Source organism: Methylobacterium sp. A52T (assembly GCF_053346095.1).
Genome location: NZ_JBKFBI010000006.1, coordinates 23,230 through 49,980, shown reverse-complemented (window position 1 = coordinate 49,980; position 26,751 = coordinate 23,230). Strand labels below are relative to the sequence as shown.

Genomic DNA, 26,751 nt, shown 5'->3' with positions numbered 1-26,751 from the left:
GAACATCCGCGCGCGACGCCGCAGCGGGCGATGTCATGATGAATTTTGCTCGTCTCAACCCTCGACTTCATTGTCATCCTCATAAACATTGTGGCCGCCGCTAACGTCTTCCGGCATGTCGTAGAGGTCGGCCTCAGCGATCTCTACTCACGCGGTTGGATGGCCGGACGCCGAACAATCACCTGTCGTCGCAGTTGGACCAGCCCGAGGCATGTATCTATTGGACCGACGGTCGACGCGACTCCGGTCGCTAGCATTGCACCGGAGCCGCCACAGAGGCTCGGCGAGCCCATCGGCTTCAGGTCGACCCTACGTCCTCGGGATCGTCGTCCTCGTAGGCGGAGGCGTCGTTGCCATCGTCGTAGGGCACCGCGTGCAGCCTGGCGCCCGACGCGAGCCAGGGACGCTCTGGAAGGAGCATGACGAGTTCGTGCCAGACCGGATGCAACACCGGGTCAATCGGAATGCGACACCAGTCTTTATAGTAAGCAAATTTCTCCTCAGCCTCCTCGAGCGTCGTCGTTCCGCCCGGGCCACCCGGCGACATTGCCAGAACCAACCCATACAATTCGAGGAGATCGGGCCAGACGTGGCGTCGCGCCTGCTCGCGCCAGATCGCCTGCTGGACCGGCTCTCGGTAGCGAGCTCCCTCATCGGACCAGAGCCAAGTCAGCACTTCATCCTCAGCTGCTGGCAGCGCGGACGGAGGGATGTCGCTGATCTCCGAGAGCAGCGGCAAGAGCTCACCAAGATTGAGAGGGCTTAGCTCCCATTGGTCACCAATGCGCATCCCGCTCAGCGGAAAGCGCGCGCTGACGCAGGGCGGCGGCGCATCGACATCCAGCCAATCCGGCGTCGATGCGGCGACCAGGGCGTACAGCGCCGGCAGATCCAAGCGAGGTCCCTCCTCGTCCAGCTCGTCGGCGCGATCCATGATGGCAGCGAGACTGGGACCGCTGTCGGTGCTGTCCCAGTCATCCTGTTCCCAAGGGTCCTCCTCGAGGTCGGGATCGTCCCAGGCTCCGCAATCGGAGAGGGATCCGGATAGCGGGCGATGCCGCGACGAACCTGCGGATTGCGCCGGTCGCGTCCTGCGACCCGCGCGACGGGCACGCTCCTCGTTCCTGATCGCCATGACGGTCTCGACCTCGGCGAGATCGACCAGGTAGGAGAGCCGCTTGTGCGTCAGGGCCCGAGAGCGCTCGAGGAAGTGCCGGATGAGGGCCTCGACCTTCGCGTCGGTATCCGCGATGCCCTTCTTTAGTGCGGCTTGGCGAGCACGGGGCTTCTGCTGGCCCCACGAGTGAGGGTCATCGGGCTGACGCGTGCGTGATCTCAAGCCGAGCTCGATCCGAACGGCCGCGAACGCCGTCCCGATCATCGGGGTGTAGGACAGGGGTTCCACGAGTCTCCAACCTCATCGATCGCCTCATGCGTGAAGGCGACAGGAGGAAGAGCGAACGGTCAAGCCTCGTGCCGGACCGCGCGTGCGCCGGAACGGCCCGCTGGGCAGCCATGGCGGGCGGCCTGGGCAGCCCTCAAAACCCCGGAAGGGAACCCCCGAAGACGGCCGCCCCGACGGGCGGCGGCCGGGCTTTGCCGTTCGCTCGGTCGCGCGAACCAAAGCCCGGCCAACCCCCCAGGATGACTTCGATCCCAGGAAGGACGATCCCGGAAGGACGTCCCGGATCGTCTCGCGCCACCGAGGCGATCCGGGACAGGGCTCAGCTCCCCTAATTCAGAGCAGCCCGGCGGCCACTCTCGATTAGGCGGCACCTACGCGCCGGCTTCGACTTCCCAAAACAAGAGCAGGCTGACCGGGCCGTCAGCCATTCAATCGCGATGTGTCCATCGGCTCGGCACGAGGCTGCCCGAGCCCGTCTGACACGTCCGCCGGTTCGCCCCGTGACGGGCGCGGGCGGCCTGTCAGAACGCGCCCCACAACCGGCGCGAGATGATTCATGCGGCAGAACATCGCATTTCAACACACGCAACGTAGAGTTTGCATGAAAGCATCGACTAAATCTCAGATAGCTAACAATTCGTTACCGTTTGCGATTCGTTTGTTAAGGTCAAGACCTCAATGCGGCCGCGTAAGACGGTTGCTTCTGCCCGAATCGCTCAATGCTTTTCATGCGCTTGCGTGAATCGGTAGAGCCTGCCTAAGCTTGGCCATCTGCACTTGCCGGTGCTTGCCGGTGGCCATCGAACATGCCCGAACCGACCATCACGCACCCCTTCGTGCGCGGCGTCCTCGCGTCGCTCTGCCACGACGCGGACGGCCCGCTCCTGCCCGAACACGACCTCGGCCGCGCTCGCCTGCCCGAGACGCTGCGGCACCTCTATGGCGCGCCGGGCGTGCGCTTCGCCAGCCGCGGCGAGCGCGAGCGCGAGCGCCCGCTCTCGCGCGACGGGGCGGTGACCTGCCACTTCTCTCAGACCTCGGTCTCGAAGACCTCGCCGATCCTCGCGAGGATTCGGGCCGCCAAGGCCGGCCGGAGCTACCAGGGATCACGCGCCGTCGCGCACGAGGCGTATATCGAGCGGCCGGGCGCCGCCGAGCGGCTCGGGCCGGCACGGAGCCGACGCGCCACCGGCCGCGACGGTCGCGCGCAGCAGGCCTATCTCGAGCGCGACGGAGCGGTCGAGGTCGACCCGGACGACGCCCTCGCGCTCGCCTCGTTCGGCACGATCGGCGACACGCCCGCGGAGCGGTCAAAGTTCTGGACGCTCGTCGAGGAGAGCGAGCGCTCGGCCCGAGGCGACCGGATCAGGATCGTGCCGGGGCGGGACCCGGACTGGTGGGCGCGGGCGCTCTCCGCGATCGACGCGGCACCGGAGGCAGCCCGAGACATCCTGCGGGCGGCGGGCTTACAGCGTTCGGCTCCCCTGACGCTGACGCTCCCGACCGAGGACGCCTTCGCGCTGTGGCGCTGGGCCATCGGCCTCGGCGCGGACGCGCCGGTCACGATCGCGCCGGGGCGCGGCGGGCGCATTCAGACCCGGATCATCGCCGAGCTGCCGCACGAGATCGACGCCCGTCAGCGGCTTGCCATCGTCGAGGCCTTCACGGGCAAGCTCGCGGGCAAGGGCTTTCCCTTCTGGGCGGTGGTGCACGCGCCCGACGAACGCAACGACGCCCGCAACGTCCACGTCCACATCGTCTACTACGACCGCCCGGCGCGACGGATGCCGCACCCGGACACGGGTGCGCCGAGCTGGGACTTCGCGATCACCTGCGAGAGGCGGCGGGCGAACCGCACCCGGGTGCTGACGCGGCCCTACCGGCAGTCCAAAGATCGCGCCAGCCACGACCGCACCTGGATCGCTGAGCTGCGGACGCATTGGGGGGCGTGCTGCAACGCGGTGCTGGCTGAGGCGGGGATCGGCAAGCGCTATGACCTGCGCGCCTACGCCACGATCGGCATCGCCCTGGCGCCGGGCGTGCACATTCCGGCGCGCCAGTACAACAAAGAGCGCAAGGGCGCCCTGACCGAGGCGGGGGCCGACCTTGCCCGCAGGCAGTGGCAGGCCGAGGCGGACCGCATCCTCGAGGCGCGGGCCGCGGCGACCGGGGCCAAGCTCGGCCTGTTCCTGCAGCGCGGCCGGCAGGCCGAGTTCGCCGCGCCGCGCCCCGCGATGGGCGAGCGGGGTGCCGCCGGCCGTGACAGGGCCAGCGACCCCGTCCAACCAGTGCGGCTGCTGATCCAGCGCGGGCTCGCCCTCGTCGTGGAGATTGGCAGGCTCGAGCTGGGGCGGGATCTGGCTCGGCTCGTCTGCGCGCGAACCCAGTCCCGGCCGCGCCTGCTCTTGGCGGCAAGCGCGACGCCCGCGCCCGCTCGGGCCACGAAGGCCGATCCGCGCGGGATCACCGGGGCGGATTCCGCGGTGCCGGAGGGCGCGCCCTTCGGTCTGGCGCGCCGAAGCGAGTTCGTCGGGCTGTGCGAGCGGCTCGATCGAAGGGCGGGACAGCTCGCTGCGGCCTACGAGGCCCGGATCGCGGACGCACAGAGGCGGCTAGACAGAATCCGCGCCGACCTCTCTCCGGCTGGGCGAACGCGGCCCATGGACCCGGCGCGGGCGGGAGCGGCCTCAGCAGTTGGCCCGGATCCGTCGATCACTGCTGTTCCGACCGATCCGGTCCCGGAGGCTGAGTTCGCGGCCCGGGTGCGGGCGAACCTAGAGCCCATCACTGCGGCACTCTGGCATCGATACGCCGAGGTCGTGCCGGACGGGGCCGAGGCGGCCGCCGGGAGGCCGTCGCTGGCGATCGCCTTGCGCGAACCGACACCGAACCTGAGGCCCGCGACAACCCCCCCGGCAGAGCCGCCGGCTCAGATCGCGCCGGTCGTCACCCGCGCTTCGTCCTGGTCGGACGCCGTCGCGCGTGCGGCGGAGCGGCATGGCAAAGCTCAGGTCGATCCGATCCCAGCCCAGCGGCCTCGACCGCCCCAGCACGAACGCGTCCGACCACCCGTCTTCAGCCTCGGCGGAAGCCACCGCTCGAACGGTGCGCCGCTGACGCCGCCTGCTCCTCACCCCACGGCCGATCGTGCGGGCACAGGGGCCGCGGATCCGGGTGGAGGTCAGCCGCTCGCGCGACCGCCCGAGGCGCGTAGCGCCTTCTCGCCGCCAGCCTCGGCTCTGCCTACACCGGCGTCCGCACCGCCCATCGTCGCGGAGAGCGTTGAGCACATTGTCGCCACAACGCCGGCAGACCCGCCCGCGGTCGCGCCGATGTCCGACAAGACCGCGGTGCCGCCGACGGTGCCGGTGCCGGTACGGCCGAAACCAGAGATCGGGGACACCACGTCGGCTCCGGTCGCCGTCGCGGTCGAGACTGACGCGCCGCCGGAGCAGGCCGAGCCGGCCCTGGCCACGTCGGAGATAGTCGCTGGTCCGGCTACCGCAGACACGAAACCCATCCCGATCCAGTTCCCGCAGGTCGGGACACCGGCGATCCGGAGTGAGCCCGAGCCACGGGTCCCAGCGGTCGAGCCGGTGCGGGAAGCGCAGGTCCGGATAGCAGCATCCTCCGACGCCGACGGTCCTGTTGCGGACCGGGTGGCGATTGGGCCGCAACAGCGCGACGACGAGAGCGATGCGCCCTGGCCGCCGCGCGGCGAAGCGACCGACCCGGCGCCTCGGGTCGCCCCTCCGGCCCGCTCGTCGGCCGAGGCCCCGCCGCTGCGCCTGCCGCTCTTGGCCGTCCACGGCGCGGACGAGGCTGCCGCGACCGGCAATCGTCGCGCGGGTCGGCGGCAGCACGCACCACAGCCAAAGCGAAACGGACGCGGCCGTGGCGGTCGCGGGATCGGAGACTGATATGAAGAATCCCCGTGCCCGTCGGACCCGATACCGCCCGCCCGCCTCGCACCTGGCGAGCGGCCGGCCCCGCACGACGAGGCTGCAGCGTCATGGCGCTGTGAGGCCAGGATGCCGTGGCGCTGCGATGCAGTGGCGCAACGATGCGGGGACGCCACGGCGCTGGCGCATCACGATGACCTGGCGCTGCAGCGCCGTGATGCCGTGGCGTCGTGATGCCGATGCGTCGGGGCGCCGTGATGCGGCAACCCCGGGCCTGCCCGCGCGCGGGGGACCGTCGTGATGGACGTCCTCGCGATCGCCAACCAGAAGGGCGGCTCCGGCAAGACCACGGCTGCCGTCAACCTCGCGGTCGCCGCCCATCAGGCCGGGCGGCGCGTCGCCGCCCTCGACCTCGACCCGCAGGGCTCGCTCGCCGCCTGGGCTACACGCCGCGCGGCGGACGATCCGGCCGTCGATCATCTCGGACTCGAGCGGGTCGGGCAATTGCCCGAGATCCTCGCCGCGCTCACGCGACGCGGCTTTGACCTCGTCGTCCTCGACACCGCCGGGGCCCTGAGCCCCGTGGCCAACCAGGCGCTGCGCGCGGCCCATTTCGTCCTGGTCCCGACCCGGCCAACCCTGCTTGATCTCCTCGCCACCGAGCCGACGCTGCGGGCGCTCGCCCAGATCGGCCTCGCCGCGCGCCTGGCGCTCCTTCTGAGCCAGTGCCCGCCGCAGGCCGGCGCGCGCACCGCCGGCTACGCCGAGCGCCTGCGCCGCTGGGGCCATCTGGCCGAACCGCCGCTGACCCAGCGGATCGACCATCAGGACGCGCTGCTGGGTGGCCAGGCCGTCACCGAGTTCGCCCCGACCGGCAAGGCGGCGGCCGAGATTCGCGCGCTCTGGGCCTGGACCGCGCAGCGCCTGATGGAGATGCCACGATGACCGACCCGACCCGGCCCCCGCGGAAGCGGCTCGACCTGCTCGGCAGCCTGGACGATCTGGGCGGGGCACCGCCCGGCTCCGGCCCGTCGGCCATTCCGGCGGAGCGCGTCCCGGCGGCGCGGAGCGAGGTGTGCCCGGCCGCGGGCCGAGGCTCCGCGGCGACGCGGCGAACCTCGGTCTACTTGTCCGCGGCGACGCTGCGGCGCCTGAAGGAGCTCGCGCTCGCCCGCGACTGCAAGGTCAACGACTTGCTGGTCGAGGGCGCGGAGGCGGTCCTGCGCGAGAGCGGCCACCTGCCGTCCCCGATCCACCGGGACACGAGCTGACCCCGCTCATGCCTTGGTCCCGACCGCCCGGCATCACGACGCCTTGATGCCGTGACGCTCCGGCATCGTGACGCTTCGGCATCACGGCATCTCGGCGCTCCAGCATCAGGGCGTCTCGGTAGCTGGGAGCGCTCCGGCGTCTCACCCCGGAGGCCGGACGAAGACCGCCCCGCCTCCAGCCTCGATCCCCAGCGCAACGCCCTACTGGCCGGCCCCAATCCCCGGGCGCCGCGCCGCCGGGGCAGCCCCGATGCTGGGGCGCTCCCATCCCGCAGCATGAGCACTAGGAACCCACGATCATGTCGAACACCCGCCCCACCACCGATCCCGTCAGCGATCGGGATCCGCCCCGCGACCCGGCGACCGTCGTGTCGCTTCTCGACCACATGCGCGCCGGCCTCATGAGCCAGCGCTTCCGCCTGGGACTGATCGGCGTGCAGGCGCCAGACGTCGTCGGAGAGACGGCGGACCGGCGCGATGGCGCGGCCGCCGCTGTCGACAGGCCGCGCCAGGACCGCCCGGCGCCCGCGCGCACCAAGGCGGCGCGCCGCCATGCGGCCCGCGAGAGCCTGAATGCCCGGATGCGCCCGATCCTCTACGCGCTCGCGCAGAATGCCGGTCTCGACCCGGCTGTCTGGAAGGCGCGCCTCGACGCTCCGATGCCGTTGACCGATCCCGAGATCGTGCGCGCCCTGCCCGAAGTGTTCGCCTCCGACGCCTTCCGCGACGCCCGCGCGGCCTGCCGTGACCTCTCCCTGCTGGCGCCGGAGCAGAGGGTCTATGCCGAGGCGCCGTTCGACCTCGGCTTCCGCGGGCGTCCACCGGCGGAGATCCTGGCCCATCATCCCTGCTGGGATCTCCCGCTCGTGCCGGGCGCCCGGGCGCTGGAGCGCTGGACCATCGCGGATGTCGCCGAGTGGATGATGGACTGGCCGCCCGAGCCCGGCGAGCTCAAGGGGCCGATCGATCTCTGGGATGAGCCCACCGCCGACCTCTGGCTGCGCCGGTATAGGCTCGTCCAGGGCCAGGAGACGGATAGGAGGCACCCAGTCGTCGCCTACCGGGAGGGTCGAGGGAAGAAGAGCCCGCTGAAGGTTATGGCCGGGCTCGACGACGACGCGCTGCTCGTCTTGACCGATTCGGTGCTTTGCGAGCGTCTGCGCCGCGAGGTGATGGCCGTGCTGATGCAGGATCGCGCCGACCTGATCCACGTCGGCCTGGAGATGGTGGCGTGCGGCTACCTCACCGTGAGGGATGTGCGAAAGGCCCTCGCAGCCCATGATGTAGCTCGCGAGAAAGCATTCTGGGACGCCTTCGCCGAGAACGACGACTGGATGTACGAGTGGATCGTCACTTGGAGTGCGTTGCTGATCTGGCAGTACAACTTTCCCCTAGTCGGGACGCATCGTGTTGCCTTCATGGGATATTGAAGGCGGGTCGAGGCCGCACGCGGGCCGGAGCTCCAAGCCGAGCCGCTGTCGGCCTGAGTGCCGGGGAGACGAAGGAAGGCTGCCGGATCGGTGGGATCCGGCAGATGGGATAGGGGTACGACGCCGAGACGGATGACCCTACGTCACACATCGGCAGGGGGGTGCGTTGGACAACACCCGAGGCCGAATGCCGATTTTGTAGCAAAGACTTGGCGCTGCGTTGGACAACACACGAAGGACTGGACGATGGCGTGCTCACCCGAGCCGGTGCCGCCGGGGCCGCCGTACAGGCTCGGGTGGGGAATCAGGGACGAGAACAGGCGAGGACGAGCACAAGAATGGGGAAGCAGGGCGAAGGCACCTTCGCTCGAAACCCCGGAATGACCTGACGACGGGATGACGGAGGGCGGCGCTCGCACAGCGCCGGCCCGAGGTCGGCGAGGCTCCTTCGATCCCCTGACCCCGCATCACGAAAGTCCCCCCACCATGACAGATCACGACGCGCCCTCCGGCGCGAACGAGCCCGGCTGCGCGCTGACCCCGACCGGCCTCTGGGTCCGCGCCCAGGTCCGGCAATCGCGCCGGCACCGGGACGGGCTACTGCTCGCGCTCGAACCACTCGATCCGCATCGCCCGGGCCGGCTCAGCGCCGTCCTCTCCGGCCCCTTCCTGCGCCAGATCGAGGCAGCCTCGGGCGTCCTGCTCGACCCGGACCACCTCGTGGGCGAGCACACCCTGCTGCTCACCCTGGTGGTCGATCCGCTGCTCGGACTGACCGGGCAGGTGCTCGGGCTCGAGCGCGGTGCCTTCCTCCAGGCTTGGCGCGAACAGGATCGGATAGCGCAGGCGGCATTGGAAGCGGATGGACTGTGGGACCGGCAACGCGGCTTTCCAGTCCCTCAGAAGCTCCGGCGGGTCGTGCTGATCGAGCCGGACGACGCCGCGCCTCACCCGATCGGGGCGACGCTCGCACGCTGGTACGAGCAAGGCTTGATCGAGCTGATCCGCCTGCCCGTCGCCTACGAGGAGCCGGGCTCGGTCGCTGCGCTGCACGAGGCCTTCGCGGCGGTCTACGACCAGTGGGACTGGGGCACCCTCGACGCGGTTGTGGTCGAGCCGGGCCTCGGCTTCGCTCACCGGGCGCTCTCGGACGAGGGCCTGATGCGCCGCATCGCCGTGCTGCCGGTACCGGTGCTGTTCCGTCGGGTCAGCGCGCCGACCCTGATCGACGGCGTGGCCTTCCGCGCCTGCGACACCGCCGAGGCGCTGCTCGCTGATCTTACCGAAATCCTGCGCGGCGAGCTCCGGACCGGGGGCTACGTCCGCCTCGCGGCGATCGCCCGCGCGCTCGGTCCAGACCCGGTCGCGACAGCGCCTGCATCGGCGTCCGAAGCTCCCACCGATCCGGGCCCCACCCGACAGGGGCCGCTGTTCGACTGAGGCGGTGAATATCGATCCGGCTGCCCGCATCCGGGCGGCCGGATCCGCTCCTCAGTCACCGCGTCTCACGCTGCTCCTCGACCCTCCGCACGCGAGCCCGCGCGTTCGCGACACCTTCACAACAACACAGGATTCCGACATCCCATGCGTCATCACAGATTCCATCACGGGCCGGACACACCGCCCCGACCGCCGCGTCCGGCCTCATTGCCGGACGGCGGCCGCCGAAGCCTGCCCGATGCGGGCGATGCGGTTCACTCCGAGGCGGCGGTCGTCGGCGAGCTGCGCGACCTGATCGGTTGGCTGCGCCAGCGCCTGCGCGGCGAGCACACGGTGCGCGCCAGCGTGCTCACCGCGGAGCCGAACGGACAGGACGGCTATCTCATCCTGCTCGGTGAGGCCGAGGCCCGCCTCACCAACGATCCGCCCCGGCTGAAGGCCCGGCTCGATTCGGCTGAACTCGCCCAGATCCGGACCGAGTACGGTCCGGACTTCGACCCCGCCGGGCTCGTCAACCGCACGGTCACGCTCACCTTACGCACCAGCCTGCGCCAGCGCTTCGGCCGCGGGGCCGGCGTCCAGGCCAAGGTCATCGGCTTGATCTGCGTCGGTCAGGTCCCGCTCGAGGCCGATCTCGACCGCGAGCGCACGCTGCAGCGGCTGCGCCTGGAGGGACGGCGCTTCGGGCCCGAGACCTGGAGCGAACCGGAGGATCCCTGCCACATCGCCCTCGTCGTCTCCGAGCACGGCGAGGTGCGCCGCGACGTCGAGCACGTGCTGCAGCCGCTGGAGGTAGCTGGACTGATCCGGATCCACCGGGTCTGGGCGATCTTCGAGGGGGCGGGGGCGGAGCGCTCGCTGGCCGAGGCCTTCGCCCGGGTAGCGGGCCTTCAGCACGAGCACGGCCTCTCCGCGACGCTGGTCTGCCGGGGCGGCGGACCGGTCGAGGCGTTCCGGCCTCTTAACGCATTCGGGACAGCGAACGCTGCCGCGCACCCTGAGGTTCCGAACCTGATCACGGGCCTCGGTCATGCCGGCACCCCTTGCACCGCGCTCGATGCAGTGGCGGCGCGCTCGGAGCCGACCCCGACGGCGGCGGCGATGCTGGTACGCCAGCTCGTCGAGCGTACCGGGAACCGGGCCGAGCGGGCGCTGGCCGACCTCGATGCCGCGATCGAGGCGGAGCTGGAGGCGGCGGGCCGCATCGTCCTGGCCCGGGCCGGGGCCGCCTTCGATCGGGCGTTGCGCAATCTCGCTGACCAGGCCGACGAGCGGCTGCGTCACCTCGGCCAAGCGGTCGAGCGGAGCCTACTCGCCAATCTCGCCGCTGCCACCTGTGTCAGCGCGAAGTCCGCATCAGCTGCCGATACCGCCGGGGCCACCCCGCTCAATGAGGCTGCCCTGCTCGAAGAGAGCGGGGAGGAGGATCTCCTAAGCGAAGCCCTGACGCTGGTGATCGCGGCCGAAACGGGCCAAATCGTCAGCACGGCCGAGCAGGCCCGCGCCGAGACAGACCTGCTGCTGCTCTTCCCGGACGGCACCGTGCCCGCCCGGGTCGAAGCCTGGACCACAGCCATCCCCTCCGTAACCACCCACTGAGCCACAACGTGGAGAACCCTAGCATGACCACGATCCGCACCGACATGACCGCTGCGCCCGAGACGCCGAGCTTCCTCTGGGCGGTGAAGCGCATCGAGGCGCTGACACAGGAGATCCGCCGCGAAGGTCTTGGCGCCTTCGAGAAGGCGGAGGCCGCCTACGCGGAAGTGCAGGAGCTGCGCACCATGCTGATCGCGCGCATCGCCGACCTGCGTCGACGCAACGCGTAATCGGGAGCAGCGCCACCGCCGAGCCTTATGGTACCAGCGGTGATGTTCACGTAGTCAAAAGCGAAGAGGCTGTTCCCTTCGAATGCGATGCCGCATTGGCATGAGTGGAGTTCCAAACCCCACTACTGTACGGCAGGTATCAGATATCGTAGCGCAAGCGCAGAGAAGACTTGATGAAGATCTATGTTGGGTGAATTGCTGCTGTTCCGGTTTAGGGAGGAAGCTCGAAGAAATCGGACGCTCGACAGTTGGCTGGAATTGGCCGAAAGCAGCTGGTCCGCTTCCGAATAAGTCCGCTGGAAAAGCGGACGGCCTCCTAACGACCCTGGCTGTGTCAAAACCCCGATGGTGGTAGCTTTCCTCTGCACGACCGGAGGACGGCATGGGACGGTTCGTTGTCGGTGCCGAGCGCGATCAGACGACGCTATTTCCCCCTTGTCTTGAGGACTGGATCGCCGAGGACAACCCTGTCCGCGTCGTCGATGCCTTCGTGGAGGCCCTGGACCTCGGCGCGCTCGGCTTTGCGGGCGTCGATGCGGCACGGACGGGTCGACCGGGCTACCATCCGGCCGCCCTGTTGAAGCTGTACGTCTACGGCTATCTCAACCGGGTCCCGTCGAGCCGACGGCTGGAGCGCGAGGCGGGCCGCAACGTCGAGGTCATGTGGCTGATCGGCCAGCTGTCGCCCGATCATAAGACCATTGCCGAGTTCCGCCGGCAGAATGGCTCCGCCATCGGGCGCGTCTGTGCCCGCTTTGTCGCCCTGTGCCGCACGATGGGCCTACTGACGGGGACGTGCGTCGCGATCGACGGCTCGAAGTTCAAGGCGGTCAACAATCGCGACCGCAACTTTACGCAAGGCAAGCTCGACCGGCGCCGCCAGCAGATCGAGGAGAGCGTGTCACGCTACCTCTCGCAGCTCGACACAGCCGATCGTCAGGATCCGACGCCGGAACTGGCAGCCAAGGTGGAGAGGCTGAAAGAGAAGGTCGCCCGCCTCGGGCAGGAGATGGAGCGGCTGGCGGGGTTGGAGGAGCAGATGAAGGCCGCACCCGACCGGCAGGTCTCGCTGACCGATCCCGACGCGCGGTCCATGGCCACCAGCGGCCGTGGATCGGGCGTTGTGGGTTACAACGTCCAAATGGCAGTCGAGACCGAGCATCACCTGATCGTCGCGCACGCGGTCACCAATGCCGGCTCGGACCGGGCGCAGCTCAGTGGCATGGCCACACGGGCCAAGGAGGCTCTGGAAGCGGACACGCTCGATGCAGTGGCAGACCGGGGTTACTATTCCAGTGAACAGATCCTGGCCTGCGAACGCGCCGGCATCACCGTGACGCTGCCCCGGCCGATGACCTCGGGCGCGAAGGCCGTCGGACGCTTCGGCAAGGATGATTTCCTCTACCGTCGTCAGGACAACACCTACCTGTGTCCGGCGGGTCAGACGCTCTCCCATCGCTACACCTCGGTGGAGAATGGCCTGACCCTGCATCGGTACTGGACGAATGTCTGCTCGACTTGCGCGATGAAGGAAGCCTGCACGACGGGCAAGGAGCGCCGGGTGACCCGGTGGGAACACGAGGACGTGCTGGAGGCCGTGCAGCGCCGGTTGGACGGCGATCCGCGGGCCATGCGGGTCCGGCGCGAGACGGTCGAGCACCCCTTTGGCACGCTGAAGGCGCGGATGGGGGCGACGCACTTCTTGACCAAGACGTTGCCACGCGTCTCGACCGAGATGGCACTCCAGGTCCTGGCCTACAATCTGACGCGAGTTCTCAACATCATGGGAAGCCGGAAGCTCTTGGCAGCGATCCCTGCCTGAGCACAGGCCTTTGATCGTTCACTGAGGGACTAAAAAGCCATCCAGCAGCGCCTTCAACTCAAACGGACAACTGCTCGACCACAAAAGATCGCTCCGAGCGATGGAAGGCCTATTCTCGCAAGAGTGGGGCGGCACCCAGCACAAAGCCCATTCCCGGCGTTTTGACACGGCCTGGACCCTTTGCCGCCGTTGAGGAGCCCCTTTCGATTTTTTAGAAGCAGCCATAGCGCTTTGGCATGATCATTCGCCCCTTCGAACCGTCAGATGCCGATGCGCTTGCAACGCTGTTTCATGCGTCTGTCCATGAAGCCGGTCGTCGATACTATTCCGACACGCAGGTGAAGGCGTGGAGCCCGTCGAGGCCGGAACCCGAACGGTATCTTCGACAGTCCAAGGGTCGGACATTCCTCGTCGCGATCGATGAAGCTGGACAGCCTATCGGCTATGGGGACTTGGAACCCAACGGCCATATCGACCACCTTTATTGTCGTCCAGACAGGATCGGGACAGGCGTCGGATCCGCGATCTACGCCGCCCTGGAAGACGCAGCTAGAGCTGCGGCGGTAGCAGTTCTGTACGTCGAAGCCAGCGAAGGCGCGCGCCCTCTTTTCGAGCGTCGAGGCTTCAAGGTCGTTGTCCGAAACGACTTCGTGTTGAACGGCATCGTGATCCACAACTATCGCATGTCCAAGTCGCTGGCCTGACGCAGGTCGGCCGAGGCCTCCTTTTCAAACTGATCGGCGTGGAAGCGGACCGGAAGCTTTCCACCCACCCCAGCCGATCGAAACGCTAACGGCGGTTATCTAAAGTGGCCGTTCGTCCGTTCTCCGACGACTTCGACTAAGGGTGGAAAGCGGTGCCACCTGGCTGCGCCGCGACGGTCACATCGAGACACTCATGCAGCGCGTTACCATCACCATCGACGACGAACTGCTGACGGCGATCGATGCACTCTGCGACAGCCGCGGCTACGGCAGCCGCTCCGAGGCCGTGCGCGATATTGTCCGCGACGCCCTGGCGCCTGCCCGCGCCGCCGGCGCTGGATCAGCGGCCTGCTACGGGGCGCTCAGCTACGTCTACAGCCACGGCACGCGCGATCTGGCCCGCCGGCTGACCGATCAGGGTCACCAGCACGGCGTCTCCATCGCCAGCATGCACGTCCACCTCAACCAGGACGACTGCCTGGAGGTGGCCGTTCTGCACGGGTCAGTCTCTCAGATGCAGAGCTACGCGGACGCCGTCATTACCCAGCGCGGGGTCCGTTACGGTCATCTGCATCTCATCCCTGAAGGTGACGAAGCTCATCATCTGCATGGCCATGACAACAAGGTTGCCGATGGCGCTGCGTCTCACGAGCAACAGGGCCAAGCTAATCCGGCGGTGTGAGTTATCCGTATGTTTCTCATACTCCATCCGTGTGAGAACAAGCGAACCGTCACGCTTTGCCCGGTCTGCAAGTGCCTCGTCCGATCTCCCGGCCCAGTTGCTCCGCACTAGGCATTCGCGTTCGCAGCGTCACCCGTCCGCTGCTCACCACTGGCGGTCTCGTCATTGCGACATGCACTCTTGGATGGGCAGCTCCCGATGCGGCTGCGCCATCACCGTCCGCAGTCACGCTGTCCGAGATCTCCGTGGTCTCCGCGCAGCCTTCGACCACTCTCACGCCAGGGACGCCGAACGCCAGCGCCGGGTACGTCGGAGGCGTTACCGGGATCGGCGGCGCCCTGCTGACGGTGGACTCCGCCAGCGCTGGCATCATCAGCGGCGCGGCCATCAACGCCCGGCCGGTCACACGCCCCGGAGAGGTGCTCGAAGAGGTCCCGGGTCTGATCGTCACCCAGCACAGCGGCGAGGGCAAAGCCAACCAGTACTTCCTGCGCGGCTTCAACCTCGACCACGGCACCGACATCGCCATCAGCGTCGACGGCATGCCGGTGAACATGCGCACCCACGCCCACGGTCAGGGCTATGCCGACCTCAACTTCCTGATCCCCGAACTCGTCGGCGCGGTGGAGTTCCACAAGGGCCCGTACTTCGTGCGCGACGGCGACTTCGCCTCCGCGGGCTCGGTCCGGATCGACTACCTCGACAGCACGCCCAAGAACCTCGCCCTGACCTCAATAGGGTCATTCGGCTACAAGCGAGCCCTATCGATCACCTCGGTGCCGCTGGGCGAGGGCAACCTGCTCGTGGCCGGTGAGGCGCAGGTCTACGACGGGCCGTGGGTCGTGCCGGACGCCCTGCGCAAGATCAACGGCGTCGCCCGCTACAGCCAGGGTACGGCGCTGGACGGGTTTTCGATCACCGGCATGGCCTACGCCGCCAAGTGGACGGCGACCAACCAGATACCCGAGCGTGCCGTGGTCTCGGGGCAGCTCAGCCGCTACGGCACGATCAACCCCACGGATGGCGGCGACACGAGCCGCTTCTCCCTCTCGGGGCGGTTCAGCGCCACGGACGACACCGGCATCACCCGGGCTTCGGCCTACGTGATCCGCTACCAGATGAACCTATTCAACGACTTCACCTACTTTCTCAACGACCCAGTGAACGGCGACCAGTTCCACCAGCTCGATCAGCGCATCCTTGGCGGCGGCGAGGTCCTGCACATCTTCCAGGGCGACCTGTTCGGCCGGCCGCTGGAGGTCGAGGTCGGCGCCCAGACCCGCACCGACTCAATCCGGGTCGGCCTGTTCAACACCACTGCACGCCAGTACCGCTCCGGCGTGCTCGACGACCGGGTGCTGGAGTCGAGCGGTGCGCTCTACCTCGACACGCGTGTGCGCTGGACCGAGTGGTTGCGCACGAGCGTGGGCGTGCGCGCCGATGGCTACTACGCCGATGTCCGCTCGGACACGCCGGCCAACTCGGGCAAGGCCACGGACGGGATCGTCAACCCGAAGCTGGGTCTCGTGCTCGGGCCGTGGTTCGACACCGAGTTCTATGTGAATTACGGCGGCGGGTTCCACTCGAACGACGCCCGCGGCGTCACCGCCACGGTGGATCCTGCGAGCCCCCTGTTCAACATCACCCGCTCGCCGTTCCTGGTGCCCTCCACGGGCTACGAGGTCGGCGTCCGCAACCGCTCGATCGCCGGGCTGGAGACGAGCCTCGCGCTGTTTCGGCTCGACTTCGCCTCCGAGAACATCTTCCAGGGCGACACAGGCACCACGGAGCCGAGCCGTCCGACCCGGCGCTTCGGGGTCGAGTGGACGAACCGCTATGCCGTGACGCCCTGGCTCTCGCTAGAGGGCGATCTGACGATCACCAACGCCCGGTTCTCCAGCTTCGACCCGGTGGGCAACCGGGTGCCTGAGGCGCCTACCACGATCGCCTCGGCGGGCGTCACCTTCGGCGAGCCGCTCGGCTGGTTCGGGTCCCTCCGCTTCCGCTACTTCGGGCCGCGTCCGCTGATCGAGGACAATTCGATCCGCTCGCGGGCGACCGCGCTTTTCAACGGCCGGGTCGGCTACAACTTCGAGAGCGGCATTAGCATCTCCCTAGACGTGCTGAACCTGACGAACAGCAAGTCCGATCAGATCACCTACGCGTATGTCTCGCGCCTGCCCGGCGAGCCGGCCGAAGGGCTGATCGATCGCGTGTTTCACCCTGTCGAACCCACGGCTGTGCGCCTCACCATCGCGGGCCGCTTCTGATTTCATTCATCCGCATTCGGACGGTCAGACTGCCTCTGTGGGTGCGTCAGCGACACGGCTACGCCCGCTCCGACGCCTTTCTGCTTTAAAGCGGACCAGCAGAAATCCATCCAACTCAACTATTTAAGGCACCCGCCAACGAAGCTGGGCGTGACCGAAATCGATCCGTCCGCTCCGATGAGTTGATGGGAAAATCAGCCGTAATTTCAACAGCCCCTGCTCGGCGTACTGTTGGCTGTTCAGGCGACACAAGCTCGCCTGAAGGATCCGGTCGTTTGCGTTGGAAACTCCGGAACCAAGATCTGCAGGGCTTCCGCGCAATCTGTCCACTCACTCCGATGGCGCTACGGCCGTGAGGAGAAACGAAAGCTGCTGATCACCGGCAACTCATCAAATAATTCGATCAAAACGTTCGATACGTTCCATTGGATTGATCGATTGGCTGCGGCCATGATCCAGAGCAGATCCAGCCCACGATGTGTCCGCACCATGTTCGCAGCAACCTTTTCCATGTCGCGCAAGCTTGCCCTGCGCCACGTCCTGCCCGGCCTGATCCTGTGCCTCGCGGTGACAGGCGCCGCCCTCACCCTGGAAGGGGTCGAGGAGTATTTCTTCGGTCGTGCGTGGTTGGAGGCTCTCGTTCTCGCCATCGTGCTAGGCACGGCCGTTCGCACAGCCTGGAGCCCGGGGCCGCGCTTCGTTCGCGGTATCGCGTTCGGCGCCAAGACCGTCCTGGAGATCGCCGTCGTCCTGCTCGGCGCCTCGCTGAGCCTGGGTACCTTGCTTGCGGCAGGACCCGGACTGCTCATCGGCATTGCAGGGGTGGTGGCTCTCGCCATCGCCGGGAGCTACGGCATCGGCCGGGCCCTCGGGCTGGCCCCGCGCCTCGCCATCCTCGTCGCCTGCGGCAACTCCATCTGCGGAAACTCGGCGATCGCGGCGGCGGCCCCGGTGATTGGCGCGGACGGCGAGGACGTCGCCTCGTCCATCGCGTTCACCGCCGTGCTCGGAGTCCTCGTCGTCCTCGGCTTGCCCCTGCTCGTGCCGCTGCTCAGGCTCTCGCCGATGCAGTACGGCGTGCTCGCGGGGCTTACGGTCTATGCCGTACCGCAGGTGTTGGCTGCTACGGCTCCGGTGGCGGCTCTCAGCGTCCAGGTCGGAACTCTGGTCAAGCTGGTCCGCGTGCTGATGCTCGGGCCGGTGGTGCTCGCCCTCTCGCTGGGCGCGAGCCGGCTGCGGGGAGAGGCGGACGCAACCGTCCCGTCCCAGACGGTCGATGAGGGCCCCGCCCCGAGCCGGGTGCCGCTGCACCGGCTGGTGCCGTGGTTCATCCTCGCCTTCCTGACCCTGGCGGGGCTCCGCTCGGCGGGGCTCATTCCCGAGGCGGCCGTGCACCCCATGGCCGCGACGGCGAACGGGCTAACTATCGTGTCGATGGCGGCCCTCGGCCTCGGGGTCGATGTGCGCAGCGTCGTCAAGGCGGGACCCCGCGTCACCCTGGCGGTCGTCGCCTCTCTCGCCGCCCTGACCGTCGTGAGCCTCGGGCTGATCCGCCTGCTCGGCATCGCCTGACCGGGGCGCGCCACCCGGTGCGTCCGAATGCGTTGAACCCCGACCTCTCCCCGGAAGGAGCCACTATGCAGAGCTTAGCCGAGCGCATGGCGCGCCTGATCGTCCACAGCGAGCGGCCCTACAACGCCGAGCCGCCGCTGGACCGCCTGCGGGCGCACTACCGGACCGCCGCGGACGATTTCTACGTCCGCTCCCACGGCGACCTGCCGGAGATCGACGCCTCCACATGGCGTTTGTCCGTTGACGGTGCGGTGGCAATGCCTCTCGATCTGTCCCTGACGGATCTATGCGCGCGTTTTCCCGAGGTGACCGTCACGGCCACGATGCAGTGCGCCGGCAACCGCCGTGCCGATATGCGAGCGGTCGCCCCGGTCTCGGGCGATCCCTGGGACGCTGGCGCCATCGGGACGGCGGACTGGACGGGCGTCCGCCTCGGCGACATCCTGCGAGCGGCAGGGGTGACGCCGGGAGCGGATCTCCACGTGGCCTTCGAAAGCCACGACGTGGTCGAGGGCCGGCCCTACGGCGTCTCCATTCCCCTCGCCAAGGCGCTCGCCGACGAGACGCTGCTGGCCTTTGCGATGAACGGGGCACCGCTGCTGCCCGAGCACGGCTTCCCGGCCCGTGCCGTCGTGCCGGGCTTCGCGGGGGTGCGCAGCCCGAAATGGCTGCGGCGCATCACGGTGCAGGACCATCCGTCGGCCAACCCGATGCAAGCCGACGATTACAAGCTGTTCCCACCGGACGTGACGGCCGAGACCGCCGATCCTTCCAAAGGCCACACCATCGAGACGATGCCGCTCAACGCGGCGATCTGCGAGCCCCCGCGCGGGGCTCGGCTCGAAGCGGGGGAGACCCCCGTCCGTGGGTACGCGATCGCGGGAGACCGGGCGGTCGTGCGGGTCGATGTCTCGGGCGACGGCGGGCGCTCCTGGCGCCAGGCCACGCTGGACCACGAGGCCGACGCGCCCTTCGCCTGGACGTTCTGGGAGATCGTGCTGGACCTTCCGCCCGGCGAACACGAACTCGCGGTGCGCGCCTGGGACTCGGCCGGGCAGACCCAGCCGGCGCAGCCGGACGACACGTGGAACTTCAAGGGCTACCTCAGCGCTTCGTGGCACCGTGTGCGAGTCGAGGTCGCCTGAGTCGCGCAGCCGGTCAGGGGGCGGCGTGAATTAGGGCGAGCAGTGCGTCGGCGGCGCGACTGCGGTAACGCTCCTTGTGGCGCAGGACCTGGAAGGTCCGCGTCGGCAGGGCGAGGGGCACGGCGACGAGTGCGCCGGTTCGCAGCGCGGGTCCGACAACCGCTTCGGAGAGCACGCTCGCGCCGGCCCCCGCGACGACGGCGGCGAGGACGGCCTCGTTCGACGGCAGTTCCAGGGCGACGGCGAGGGTATCCGGCGCGATGCCCAAAGCAACGAGCGCCGCCTCGAAGGCGGAGCGCGTGCCCGATCCGGGCTCCCGCAGCACCCAGGAGGCCGAAGCGAGGTCGGCTGGTTCCGGCCGTGCGCATCCGGCCAGGGGGTGGCCGGCCGAGACCACGAGCACCAGCCGGTCCTCGGCGATCGGCGTGCTCCCCAGGCTGGCGTCGTCGATCGCGCCTTCCACGAAAGCGAGTTCCGCCGTCCCCGCCCGCACCGCTTCGGCCGCCTCCGCAGTGTTCCCGATGCCGAGACGCAGGACGATGTCCGGGTAGGCCGCCCGGAAGGCGACGAGATGCCGGGGGAGCCAGTGGCTGGCGATGGTCTGGCTCGCCTGGATGGTCAATGTGCCGCGCCGCAGGCCGCTGAGGTCCGCCAGCACCAGTTCGGCCGCCTGGGCGCGGGCGAGCACGGCGCGAGCTTCACCGAGAAAGACGCTTCCTGCCTCGGTCAGTTCGATGCCACGGCCGACCCTGTGGAACAGCTTGACGGCGTGCCGGGTCTCCAGCGCGTTGATGGCGGCACTGACCGCCGACTGGACGAGATTCAACGCCTCGGCCGCCCGGGTGACATGCTGGCGTTCAGCCACCGCCACGAAGATCCGCAACTGGTCGAGGGTCATGGCGTTTCGGGCTCAGAAGGGCCTGGGCGGACGGGGGAGATTAGGCGGGGCCGTCGCGTCTCTATGCACACTGGACGCGCGCGTCACCGCGCGCCTTCGCGTTGGCCCGAGACCTGCGCATCGACCGCCTGGGCGACCCGGAGCAGCCGCGCTTCGTCCGTGCGGGCGGTCACCACGTAGGACATGCCCGCGTCGATCCACGAGAAGGCCGCCACGTCGTCCGCGCGGGCATAGCGAAACACGCCGCGCCCACCGGACGGCCCGGCCCGGCTGTAGAGGGTCAAACGGGTGCCCCGGTCGTCATCGTACATCAGCATGGCCGCCGGCTCGTCTCCGGCGGGGAGCAGGCGACCGCCCATCAGCCGGAAACCCTGCGCCTGCAGATCCGGCACGATGACGGGCCGTCCCAGTCGCGCGGTGAGCCATTGCACGAGGTCGGATGAGCCATCGGCGCGGACCTCGACCGGATGGGCGGCCTCGACCACGTAGGTGCGGAAGGCGGAGACGGCCGCCTGGGTCATCGGTTCGGCGGGCGCGCCCGCACCCGGCATGGCGCCGCGCCCGGCCCACCCGGCCACGCCGCCGAGGGCGAGCAGGAGCGCCGCCGCCGCCAGGTTCTTCCACCAGCGCGGGATCCCCATCCGGCGCGGAGCCGCGAGGTTCGCGATGCGCAGGCGGGCGGGGATCGGCTCCTCCGCCACGGGCGCGAGCCGAGCCCGCAGGCGGTCCCGCACCTCCCGATCGGCGGCGACCCGCGCAGCTGCCTCCGGATGCGCGGCGAGCCACGCCTCGACGCTGGCGCGGCGGCCCGGATCGAGCCGTTCGTCCACGAAGGCGTGCAGGTCGTCCTCGCCGACGGGACGCGGGTCGGACGCGGTCATTTCACCCTCCGCAGATGCCCGGTGACGATCGTGGGCGCCAGATCGAGAAAGGCGCGCATCCGCCCCCGGGCCCGGCTGAGGCGCGACATCACCGTGCCGACGGGGACCGCGAGCACGGCGGCGACCTCGGCATAGGACATGTCCTCGACTGCGACGAGGAGCAGGACGGATCGCTGCTCCTCGGGAAGCGCGGCGATCCCATCGAGCACGTCCCGCGCGCCCAAAGCCGCCTCGGGATCGGCCCCCAAATCGGCGATCGTGTCCAGCGCCTCCACGCCGACCTCGATGCCCCGGCGGCGGCGGACGCCTTCGAGGTAGCGGTTGCGCAGGATCGCGAACAGCCACGCCCGCAGATCGCCCTCGCGGCGCTGCGGCCACGCGCGGATCGCCCGTTCCAGCGTGTCCTGAACGAGGTCGTCGGCCGCTTCACGCTGGCGCAGCAGCGCGGTCGCGTAGCGGCGCAGGGCCGGTATCTGCGGTTCGATCAGGACGGCGAGATCGTCCAAGGCGGTCTCCGGATCGGGGCGCTGGCCATGCTCGCGCCGCCGCTTGGACAAGAGATGCCGGAAACGCCGGATCTATTCCGGAATAGCATGTCGAAATCCGATCACGCATCCGTGATCGGCGCGCTCGGTGCCGCGGGGAATATCCCGGCCCTACCGGCATCTCTCACCGCGTGACCTCGACACTGCGGGAGAGACCATGCGCGGAGCACCGACGGCGATCCTCATCACCCTGCTCATGGCCGGGGGTGCCTTAGGTGGCGGCATGATGATGCGCGCCGGGCATGCGGAGTCCGCACACGGCGGCTTCGATGCGATGATGGCCCAATCGATGGCGCGAATGCACGCGGACATGGCGGTGGCGCCGTCCGGCGACCCCGACCGGGACTTCGCCGCGATGATGATCCCGCACCATCAGGGCGCGATCGAGATGGCGAAGGCCGAACTCGCCTATGGCCGCGATCCGGTCCTGCGCCGGCTCGCGCAGGGCATCATCGTCGAGCAGGCGCAGGAGATCGAGGTCATGCGCCGCGCCCTGGCCGAGCGGCCGGTCGCGCAAGCCACGCCGCAGCGGAGCCCGGCCCCTCACCATCACTGAGCGGATCGCCGCTCGCCATCCCCCTCGTCAGCGCGAAGAGACCTTACGATGCGACACGTCATTCCGGCGACCCTGCTGCTCGCCCTCCTCGGTGGAACCGCCCTCGCGGGTCAGGCACCGGGGTCCGCCTCGGCGCCGGACGTGCCGGTCGGCCCCCGAGACCGGTTCTACACCTCGGACCAGTTCTCCAACACGGTCTCGGTGATCGATCCCGCCGACAACAAACTCCTCGGCGTGATCCGCCTCGGCGACACGACGCCCGCGAACCTGAGCCCGCTCTATCGCGGTCAGCTCCTCGTCCATGGGATGGGCTTCTCGCCCGACCGCAAGACTCTGCTCGCCGTCTCGATCGGCTCGAACTCGGTCAGCTTCATCGACACCGCCACCAACACGGTACGCCACACGAACTATGTCGGCCGCTCGCCGCACGAGGCATTCTTCACGCCGGACGGGCGCGAAGTCTGGGTGAGCGTGCGGGGCGAGGACTATATCGCGATCCTCGACGCCGGGACCGGCAAGGAGACGGGCCGGATCACCGTGCCGAACGGGCCCGGCATGACGATCTTCTCGCCCGACGGGCGTTACGGCTACGTCTGTTCCAGCTTCAGCCCCGAGACGGTCGCCATCGACGTGAAGAGCCGCGAGATCGTCGGGCGGATCAAGCAGGAGAGCCCGTTCTGCCCCGACATCGCGGCGACGCCGGACGGCAAGCAGGTGTGGTTCACCCTCAAGGACGTCGGCCGCGTCCAGGTGTTCGAGGCCACGCCGCCCTTCAAGGCGCTCAAGACCATCGAGACGGGCCCGATCACCAACCACGTCAACATCGCGCGCACGAAGGTCGGGCAGTTCGCCTACGTGACGATCGGCGGCCTGAACCAAGTGAAGGTGTTCCGCACCGACGACTTCACGCAGGTCGCGACCATTCCCACCGGCGCGCTTCCCCACGGCCTCTGGCCCTCGGGCGACGGATCGCGGATCTATGTCGGCCTGGAGAATGCCGATGCGGTCGCGGTGATCGACACGGGCAGCAACACCGTCATCGCCACGATCCCGATCGGCCAGGGGCCTCAGGGCGTCGCCTACGTCCCCGAGGCGGTGCCGGAAGGAGCCAGCGCGCCGAACCTCCAGCCTCTGGGGGTGGCGGGCCAATCGAGCACGCTGACGCTGGCCGGGCCGGACGGCGAGGCGGCCACGCAGGTGACGCTGTTCGACCAGGGCGTCCTGCAGACCCTGCAGGCGGCGGTGACCGGCCTCACGCCGAAGAAGCCCTACGTCCTGGCCCTCGCGGCCGATCCGAAGGGCACCGGGCCGCTGGAGCCGCTTGCAGCCTTCATGACGAACCCGGCGGGCGCGGCCATCGTCAACGCCGTCGGCCCGATCCGGCAGGTGACGCAGAACGCCAACGAGGCCGCGCGGCGCAGCCTCGTCATCGTCGAGGGCAAGCCCGGCGAGATCGGCGCGACGGTCCAGACGCAGGCGCCGCAGTAACGAGAGGAGGGGCGGTCGCCGGACCGCCCCCTTTGCAAGCCGAAGCTCAGTAGGTGTCTGTGAGGTAGGCGGCGATGGCCTTGGCCTGCGCCTCGTCGATCGGCGCGTGATAGACCTTGACCATCTTATGCACCTCGGACTCCCAAAAGGCCGCGCCTTTGCCCGGCGGCTGCATCGCGATGTAGTCCACCGAATGGCAGACGAGGCAGTTCGCCTGGGCCGCCTCGAAGCCCTCCGCATGCGTGCCGGCCTTCGGCGCCCGCAGGGTCGCGGTCGGTTCCGGCACCTCGTAGGATTTCGGCGCGGCCAGGGCTGTGCCGGTCGCGAGGGCGAGGGCCGCCGTCAGGGCGAGGGTGATGCGGGTCATTCTCGTCACTCCCTCAGGCCACGCGCACGCGGGTGGTCTCGACCACGTTGCGCAGGTAGCCGGCCGGGTTCCAGCGCGGCTCCATCGGCTGGCTCACCCCGTCTTTGCCCGTGGCCCGTACCCGGATCGCGTGCGCCCCCGGCGTCAGGTCGACAGCGAGGGTCCAGGGCCGGAAGGCGTAGGGGCCGAGATCCTGCCCAAGTTGCGCCTCCGTCCAGGTCTTGCCGTCGTCGGTCGAGACCGCCACCGACTTGATTCCCGAGCCGCCGTCGAAGGCGATGCCGCGCAAGGGCGTGCGCCCGGCCTTCACATCCGCCCCGTCGGTCAGGTTGGTGAGGAAGGAGCGCACGGTGAACCGGTTGATCGGCACCGTCTTGTCCGCCGTCTTGCCGGGTTGGGTGCAGGCGCAGTCGTTGTCGGGGATGCGATAGGCCTTCTGCATCCAGAAGCCGTCGAAGGGTTTGTCGAGCACGCTGATGCTGTCCAGGTGCTTGACCCAGTAGGTGCCGTAGAAGCCCGGCACGACGAGGCGCAGGGGATAGCCGTTGAGCCAGGGCAGGTCCTGCCCGTTCATGCCCCAGGCGAGCATCACCTGCCCGTCGCGGGCGTGGTCGATCTTCAGCGACTTGGCGAAGTCCGGCGTCTCAGGGATCACGGGGCCGTCGAGGCCGGTGAAGGCGACCTCGACGGCGCCCGCCTTCACCCCGGCCTTGTCGAGCACCGCCTTCAGCGGCACGCCGGTCCAGCGAGCACAGCCCATCGCCCCGTTGGCGAGCTGCCCGCCGGCCATGCGTGGTTCGAAGAAGCCGCGGGAATTGCCCGAGCACTGGTTGACCGCGACGATCTCGGTCGTCGGCATCGCCTTCAGGTCGGCGAGCGAGAGCGAGATCTCCTTCTCGACATGCCCCTTGATCGCGACCCGGTAGGTCTCGGGATCGATCTCGGTCGGGATGTCGGCGAGATGGTAGCGGACGAAGAACGCGTCGTTGGGCGTGATCGCGCCCTCGTCGAACACCGAGAACGGGGTCTCCAGCTGCGGCGGGCGCGCGGTCATCTGGAGCAGCGGGCGCTTGCCCGGATAGGCCACCAGGGGCCGTTGGCCGTTGCCGAAGGGCAGCGCGGCTGTCTCACCCGCGAGTGCCCGCAGCGGAGCGAGGCTGCCGCCGCCGAGGCCCGCCAGGGCCGTGAGGCCCGCGCGCCTGATGAGATCCCGTCTGTCGAGCATCCGAAAGTCCTCCCCCGTCCGCGCACGGCTCCGGCGTTCGGGCCCGCGCTGTGCGGAAGGGGAGACGCATGGCGCCCCCGGTCTATTCGCGGCGGATCGAAATAATTTCCATCCTCGCCCCTCACCCGGCGCAGGGGCGCTCCGGGAGGCCGGTGGCCCGGTCCAGGGCGATGCGCAGGCGGTCGGTCATGTCCGGCTTGGTGAGCAGCACGGCCGCCTCGGCCAGCAGGGCGAACCGCTCGGCCGGCACCGTCTCGGACAGGAGTACGTAGTGGCGACCCTCGCTGTCCCAGCGGGCCAGGCGCAGGCCGCTTCTGCCTTCCGCGATTGCGAGACCGGCTTGGGCAGGCGCCGGCCCGCTCCAGAGGGCCAGCCGGCAGCCATGACGTCCCTCGTACCCGGCGAGGCGACCGGCCGCACCGTCGTCCGGGGACAGGTAGACCAAGCGGAAGCCGACCACTCCGAGATCGAGGGGGAAGCCACGCAAGCCGCCCGCGAGCCGCACGTCGTTCGCGGGCGAGCCCGCCGCGCTCCAGGCGGTGAAGGCCGCACGCGCGGGGTCGGCCGAGGGCCGGGACGCCATCACCAGCCACCCGGCGCCGACGAGGACGGCCAAGGCCGCGGCGCAGGCCCATCCGAGGGAGGCGCGGGCGATGGGCGCGCGCCGGGGCCGCACGACCGCCGCCTTAAGGCCCTGCTTCAGCCGGGTCAGGGTCGCGACCCGCGCGGCCAGGACCGGGTCCCGGGCCAGCGACTCCGCGACCTCGTGCCGGCTCTGCGTATCGAGCTCCCCATCGACATAGGCATTGAGGGTCTCCCAGCGCATCACGGCACCTCGCTCCCATCGGATGTCCCGGCGATCCGGTGCAGCATGATCCTCCTCGCCCTGTGCAGTCGGCTCATGACCGTGCCGATGGGAACACCGAGCCGCTCGGCGGTCTCCCGGTAGCTCAAGCCTTCGACATCCACGCAGGTCACGACAGACCGGCAGGGTGCGTCGAGGGCGGCGAAGGCTTGGCGCACTGCGATGGCCTCGATCAGGCGGTCGTCGAACCCCTCGTCGGGCCAATCGAGGAGTTCGTCCTCGTTGCGGATGCGGGAACGGCGGATCCGGTCGATCCAGGCGTGGCGCACGATCTGGAACAGGTAGGCGCGGGCCGCCCGAGGCTCACGGGGAGTCGTCCGCGTGGAGAGCGCCTTGAGCGCGCTCTGCTGCATCAGGTCCCGTGCGGCGTCAGGCTCGCGCGTCAGGGTCAACGCGTAGCGATACAGGCGCGGCCATGCGTCGACGAGGTGCTGACCGATGGACCGCATCCTGA

General features: G+C 69.1%; 23 protein-coding genes. 15 read left to right on the top strand and 8 right to left on the bottom strand.

Going from position 1 to position 26,751, the window contains the following annotated elements:
* Positions 1-298: 298 nt before the first annotated feature.
* Positions 299-1,405: a hypothetical protein gene (locus ACLBYE_RS03155; RefSeq protein WP_447693002.1), complete on the bottom strand. Its 1,107-nt coding sequence runs from the start codon at positions 1,403-1,405 to the stop codon at positions 299-301.
* Between the two features lie 806 nt (positions 1,406-2,211).
* Here ACLBYE_RS03155 and ACLBYE_RS03150 point away from each other — a divergent pair.
* The 13 genes from ACLBYE_RS03150 (at position 2,212) to ACLBYE_RS03090 (ending at position 19,472) form a co-directional block, all read left to right on the top strand.
* The gene (locus tag ACLBYE_RS03150) at positions 2,212-5,325 is read left to right on the top strand and encodes a MobA/MobL family protein (RefSeq protein ID WP_447693001.1); all 3,114 of its coding nucleotides are present in this window, start codon (positions 2,212-2,214) and stop codon (positions 5,323-5,325) included.
* A gap of 282 nt (positions 5,326-5,607) precedes the next feature.
* A complete protein-coding gene (locus ACLBYE_RS03145) occupies positions 5,608-6,252 on the top strand; it encodes an AAA family ATPase (RefSeq protein ID WP_447681167.1) in 645 nt (214 codons plus the stop codon).
* Complete coding sequence (locus ACLBYE_RS03140) at positions 6,249-6,578, top strand: hypothetical protein (protein WP_447681166.1); 330 nt, start codon at positions 6,249-6,251, stop codon at positions 6,576-6,578. The genes ACLBYE_RS03145 and ACLBYE_RS03140 overlap by 4 nt, the downstream gene beginning before the upstream one ends.
* A 299-nt stretch (positions 6,579-6,877) precedes the next feature.
* The gene (locus ACLBYE_RS03135) at positions 6,878-8,008 is read left to right on the top strand and encodes a hypothetical protein (protein ID WP_447681165.1); all 1,131 of its coding nucleotides are present in this window, start codon (positions 6,878-6,880) and stop codon (positions 8,006-8,008) included.
* A 486-nt stretch (positions 8,009-8,494) separates the two neighbouring features.
* Positions 8,495-9,448: a hypothetical protein gene (locus tag ACLBYE_RS03130; protein WP_447681164.1), complete on the top strand. Its 954-nt coding sequence runs from the start codon at positions 8,495-8,497 to the stop codon at positions 9,446-9,448.
* A 207-nt stretch (positions 9,449-9,655) separates the two neighbouring features.
* Positions 9,656-11,047, top strand: a complete 1,392-nt coding sequence (locus ACLBYE_RS03125; protein ID WP_447693000.1) for an exodeoxyribonuclease VII large subunit — start codon at positions 9,656-9,658, stop codon at positions 11,045-11,047.
* A 23-nt stretch (positions 11,048-11,070) separates the two neighbouring features.
* The gene (locus ACLBYE_RS03120; protein WP_447681162.1) at positions 11,071-11,277 is read left to right on the top strand and encodes a hypothetical protein; all 207 of its coding nucleotides are present in this window, start codon (positions 11,071-11,073) and stop codon (positions 11,275-11,277) included.
* Between the two features lie 382 nt (positions 11,278-11,659).
* Complete coding sequence (locus tag ACLBYE_RS03115) at positions 11,660-13,099, top strand: IS1182 family transposase (RefSeq protein ID WP_447692999.1); 1,440 nt, start codon at positions 11,660-11,662, stop codon at positions 13,097-13,099.
* Positions 13,100-13,335: 236 nt separating this feature from the next.
* The gene (locus ACLBYE_RS03110; protein WP_447681161.1) at positions 13,336-13,803 is read left to right on the top strand and encodes a GNAT family N-acetyltransferase; all 468 of its coding nucleotides are present in this window, start codon (positions 13,336-13,338) and stop codon (positions 13,801-13,803) included.
* A 193-nt stretch (positions 13,804-13,996) separates the two neighbouring features.
* Positions 13,997-14,485 (top strand): nickel-responsive transcriptional regulator NikR, encoded by a 489-nt coding sequence (nikR, locus tag ACLBYE_RS03105; RefSeq protein WP_447681266.1) that lies wholly within the window; start codon positions 13,997-13,999, stop codon positions 14,483-14,485.
* A 245-nt stretch (positions 14,486-14,730) separates the two neighbouring features.
* Positions 14,731-16,755: a TonB-dependent receptor gene (locus tag ACLBYE_RS03100; protein ID WP_447681160.1), complete on the top strand. Its 2,025-nt coding sequence runs from the start codon at positions 14,731-14,733 to the stop codon at positions 16,753-16,755.
* Between the two features lie 489 nt (positions 16,756-17,244).
* The gene (locus ACLBYE_RS03095; RefSeq protein WP_447692998.1) at positions 17,245-18,327 is read left to right on the top strand and encodes a YeiH family protein; all 1,083 of its coding nucleotides are present in this window, start codon (positions 17,245-17,247) and stop codon (positions 18,325-18,327) included.
* A gap of 65 nt (positions 18,328-18,392) precedes the next feature.
* Entirely contained in the window at positions 18,393-19,472 is a 1,080-nt protein-coding gene (locus ACLBYE_RS03090) for a molybdopterin-dependent oxidoreductase (protein WP_447681265.1), read from the top strand.
* A gap of 13 nt (positions 19,473-19,485) precedes the next feature.
* On the opposite strand, the gene ACLBYE_RS03085 is transcribed toward ACLBYE_RS03090, so the two are convergent.
* The 3 genes from ACLBYE_RS03085 to ACLBYE_RS03075 form a co-directional block, all read right to left on the bottom strand.
* Positions 19,486-20,370, bottom strand: coding sequence for a LysR family transcriptional regulator (locus tag ACLBYE_RS03085; protein ID WP_447681158.1), 885 nt, complete (start codon positions 20,368-20,370; stop codon positions 19,486-19,488).
* A gap of 83 nt (positions 20,371-20,453) precedes the next feature.
* The gene (locus ACLBYE_RS03080) at positions 20,454-21,251 is read right to left on the bottom strand and encodes an anti-sigma factor family protein (protein ID WP_447692997.1); all 798 of its coding nucleotides are present in this window, start codon (positions 21,249-21,251) and stop codon (positions 20,454-20,456) included.
* Complete coding sequence (locus tag ACLBYE_RS03075; RefSeq protein WP_447681156.1) at positions 21,248-21,757, bottom strand: sigma-70 family RNA polymerase sigma factor; 510 nt, start codon at positions 21,755-21,757, stop codon at positions 21,248-21,250. The genes ACLBYE_RS03080 and ACLBYE_RS03075 overlap by 4 nt, the downstream gene beginning before the upstream one ends.
* A gap of 196 nt (positions 21,758-21,953) precedes the next feature.
* Here ACLBYE_RS03075 and copM point away from each other — a divergent pair, with 196 nt between their 5' ends.
* Together copM and ACLBYE_RS03065 are read left to right on the top strand one after the other, a co-directional pair.
* On the top strand, positions 21,954-22,352 hold the full coding sequence (copM, locus tag ACLBYE_RS03070; RefSeq protein ID WP_447692996.1) for a CopM family metallochaperone: 399 nt from the start codon (positions 21,954-21,956) through the stop codon (positions 22,350-22,352).
* A gap of 48 nt (positions 22,353-22,400) precedes the next feature.
* Positions 22,401-23,840, top strand: coding sequence for a YncE family protein (locus ACLBYE_RS03065; protein ID WP_447692995.1), 1,440 nt, complete (start codon positions 22,401-22,403; stop codon positions 23,838-23,840).
* A 46-nt stretch (positions 23,841-23,886) separates the two neighbouring features.
* Here the strand turns inward: ACLBYE_RS03065 and sorB are convergent, their stop codons facing one another.
* The 4 genes from sorB to ACLBYE_RS03045 form a co-directional block, all read right to left on the bottom strand.
* On the bottom strand, positions 23,887-24,207 hold the full coding sequence (gene sorB / locus ACLBYE_RS03060) for a SorB family sulfite dehydrogenase c-type cytochrome subunit (protein ID WP_447692994.1): 321 nt from the start codon (positions 24,205-24,207) through the stop codon (positions 23,887-23,889).
* A gap of 13 nt (positions 24,208-24,220) precedes the next feature.
* The gene (sorA, locus tag ACLBYE_RS03055) at positions 24,221-25,432 is read right to left on the bottom strand and encodes a SorA family sulfite dehydrogenase catalytic subunit (protein WP_447692993.1); all 1,212 of its coding nucleotides are present in this window, start codon (positions 25,430-25,432) and stop codon (positions 24,221-24,223) included.
* A gap of 121 nt (positions 25,433-25,553) precedes the next feature.
* Complete coding sequence (locus ACLBYE_RS03050; protein WP_447681151.1) at positions 25,554-26,258, bottom strand: anti-sigma factor family protein; 705 nt, start codon at positions 26,256-26,258, stop codon at positions 25,554-25,556.
* Positions 26,258-26,746, bottom strand: coding sequence for an RNA polymerase sigma factor (locus ACLBYE_RS03045; RefSeq protein ID WP_447692992.1), 489 nt, complete (start codon positions 26,744-26,746; stop codon positions 26,258-26,260). Before ACLBYE_RS03045 ends, ACLBYE_RS03050 begins: the two co-directional genes overlap by 1 nt.
* Positions 26,747-26,751: the final 5 nt, after the last annotated feature.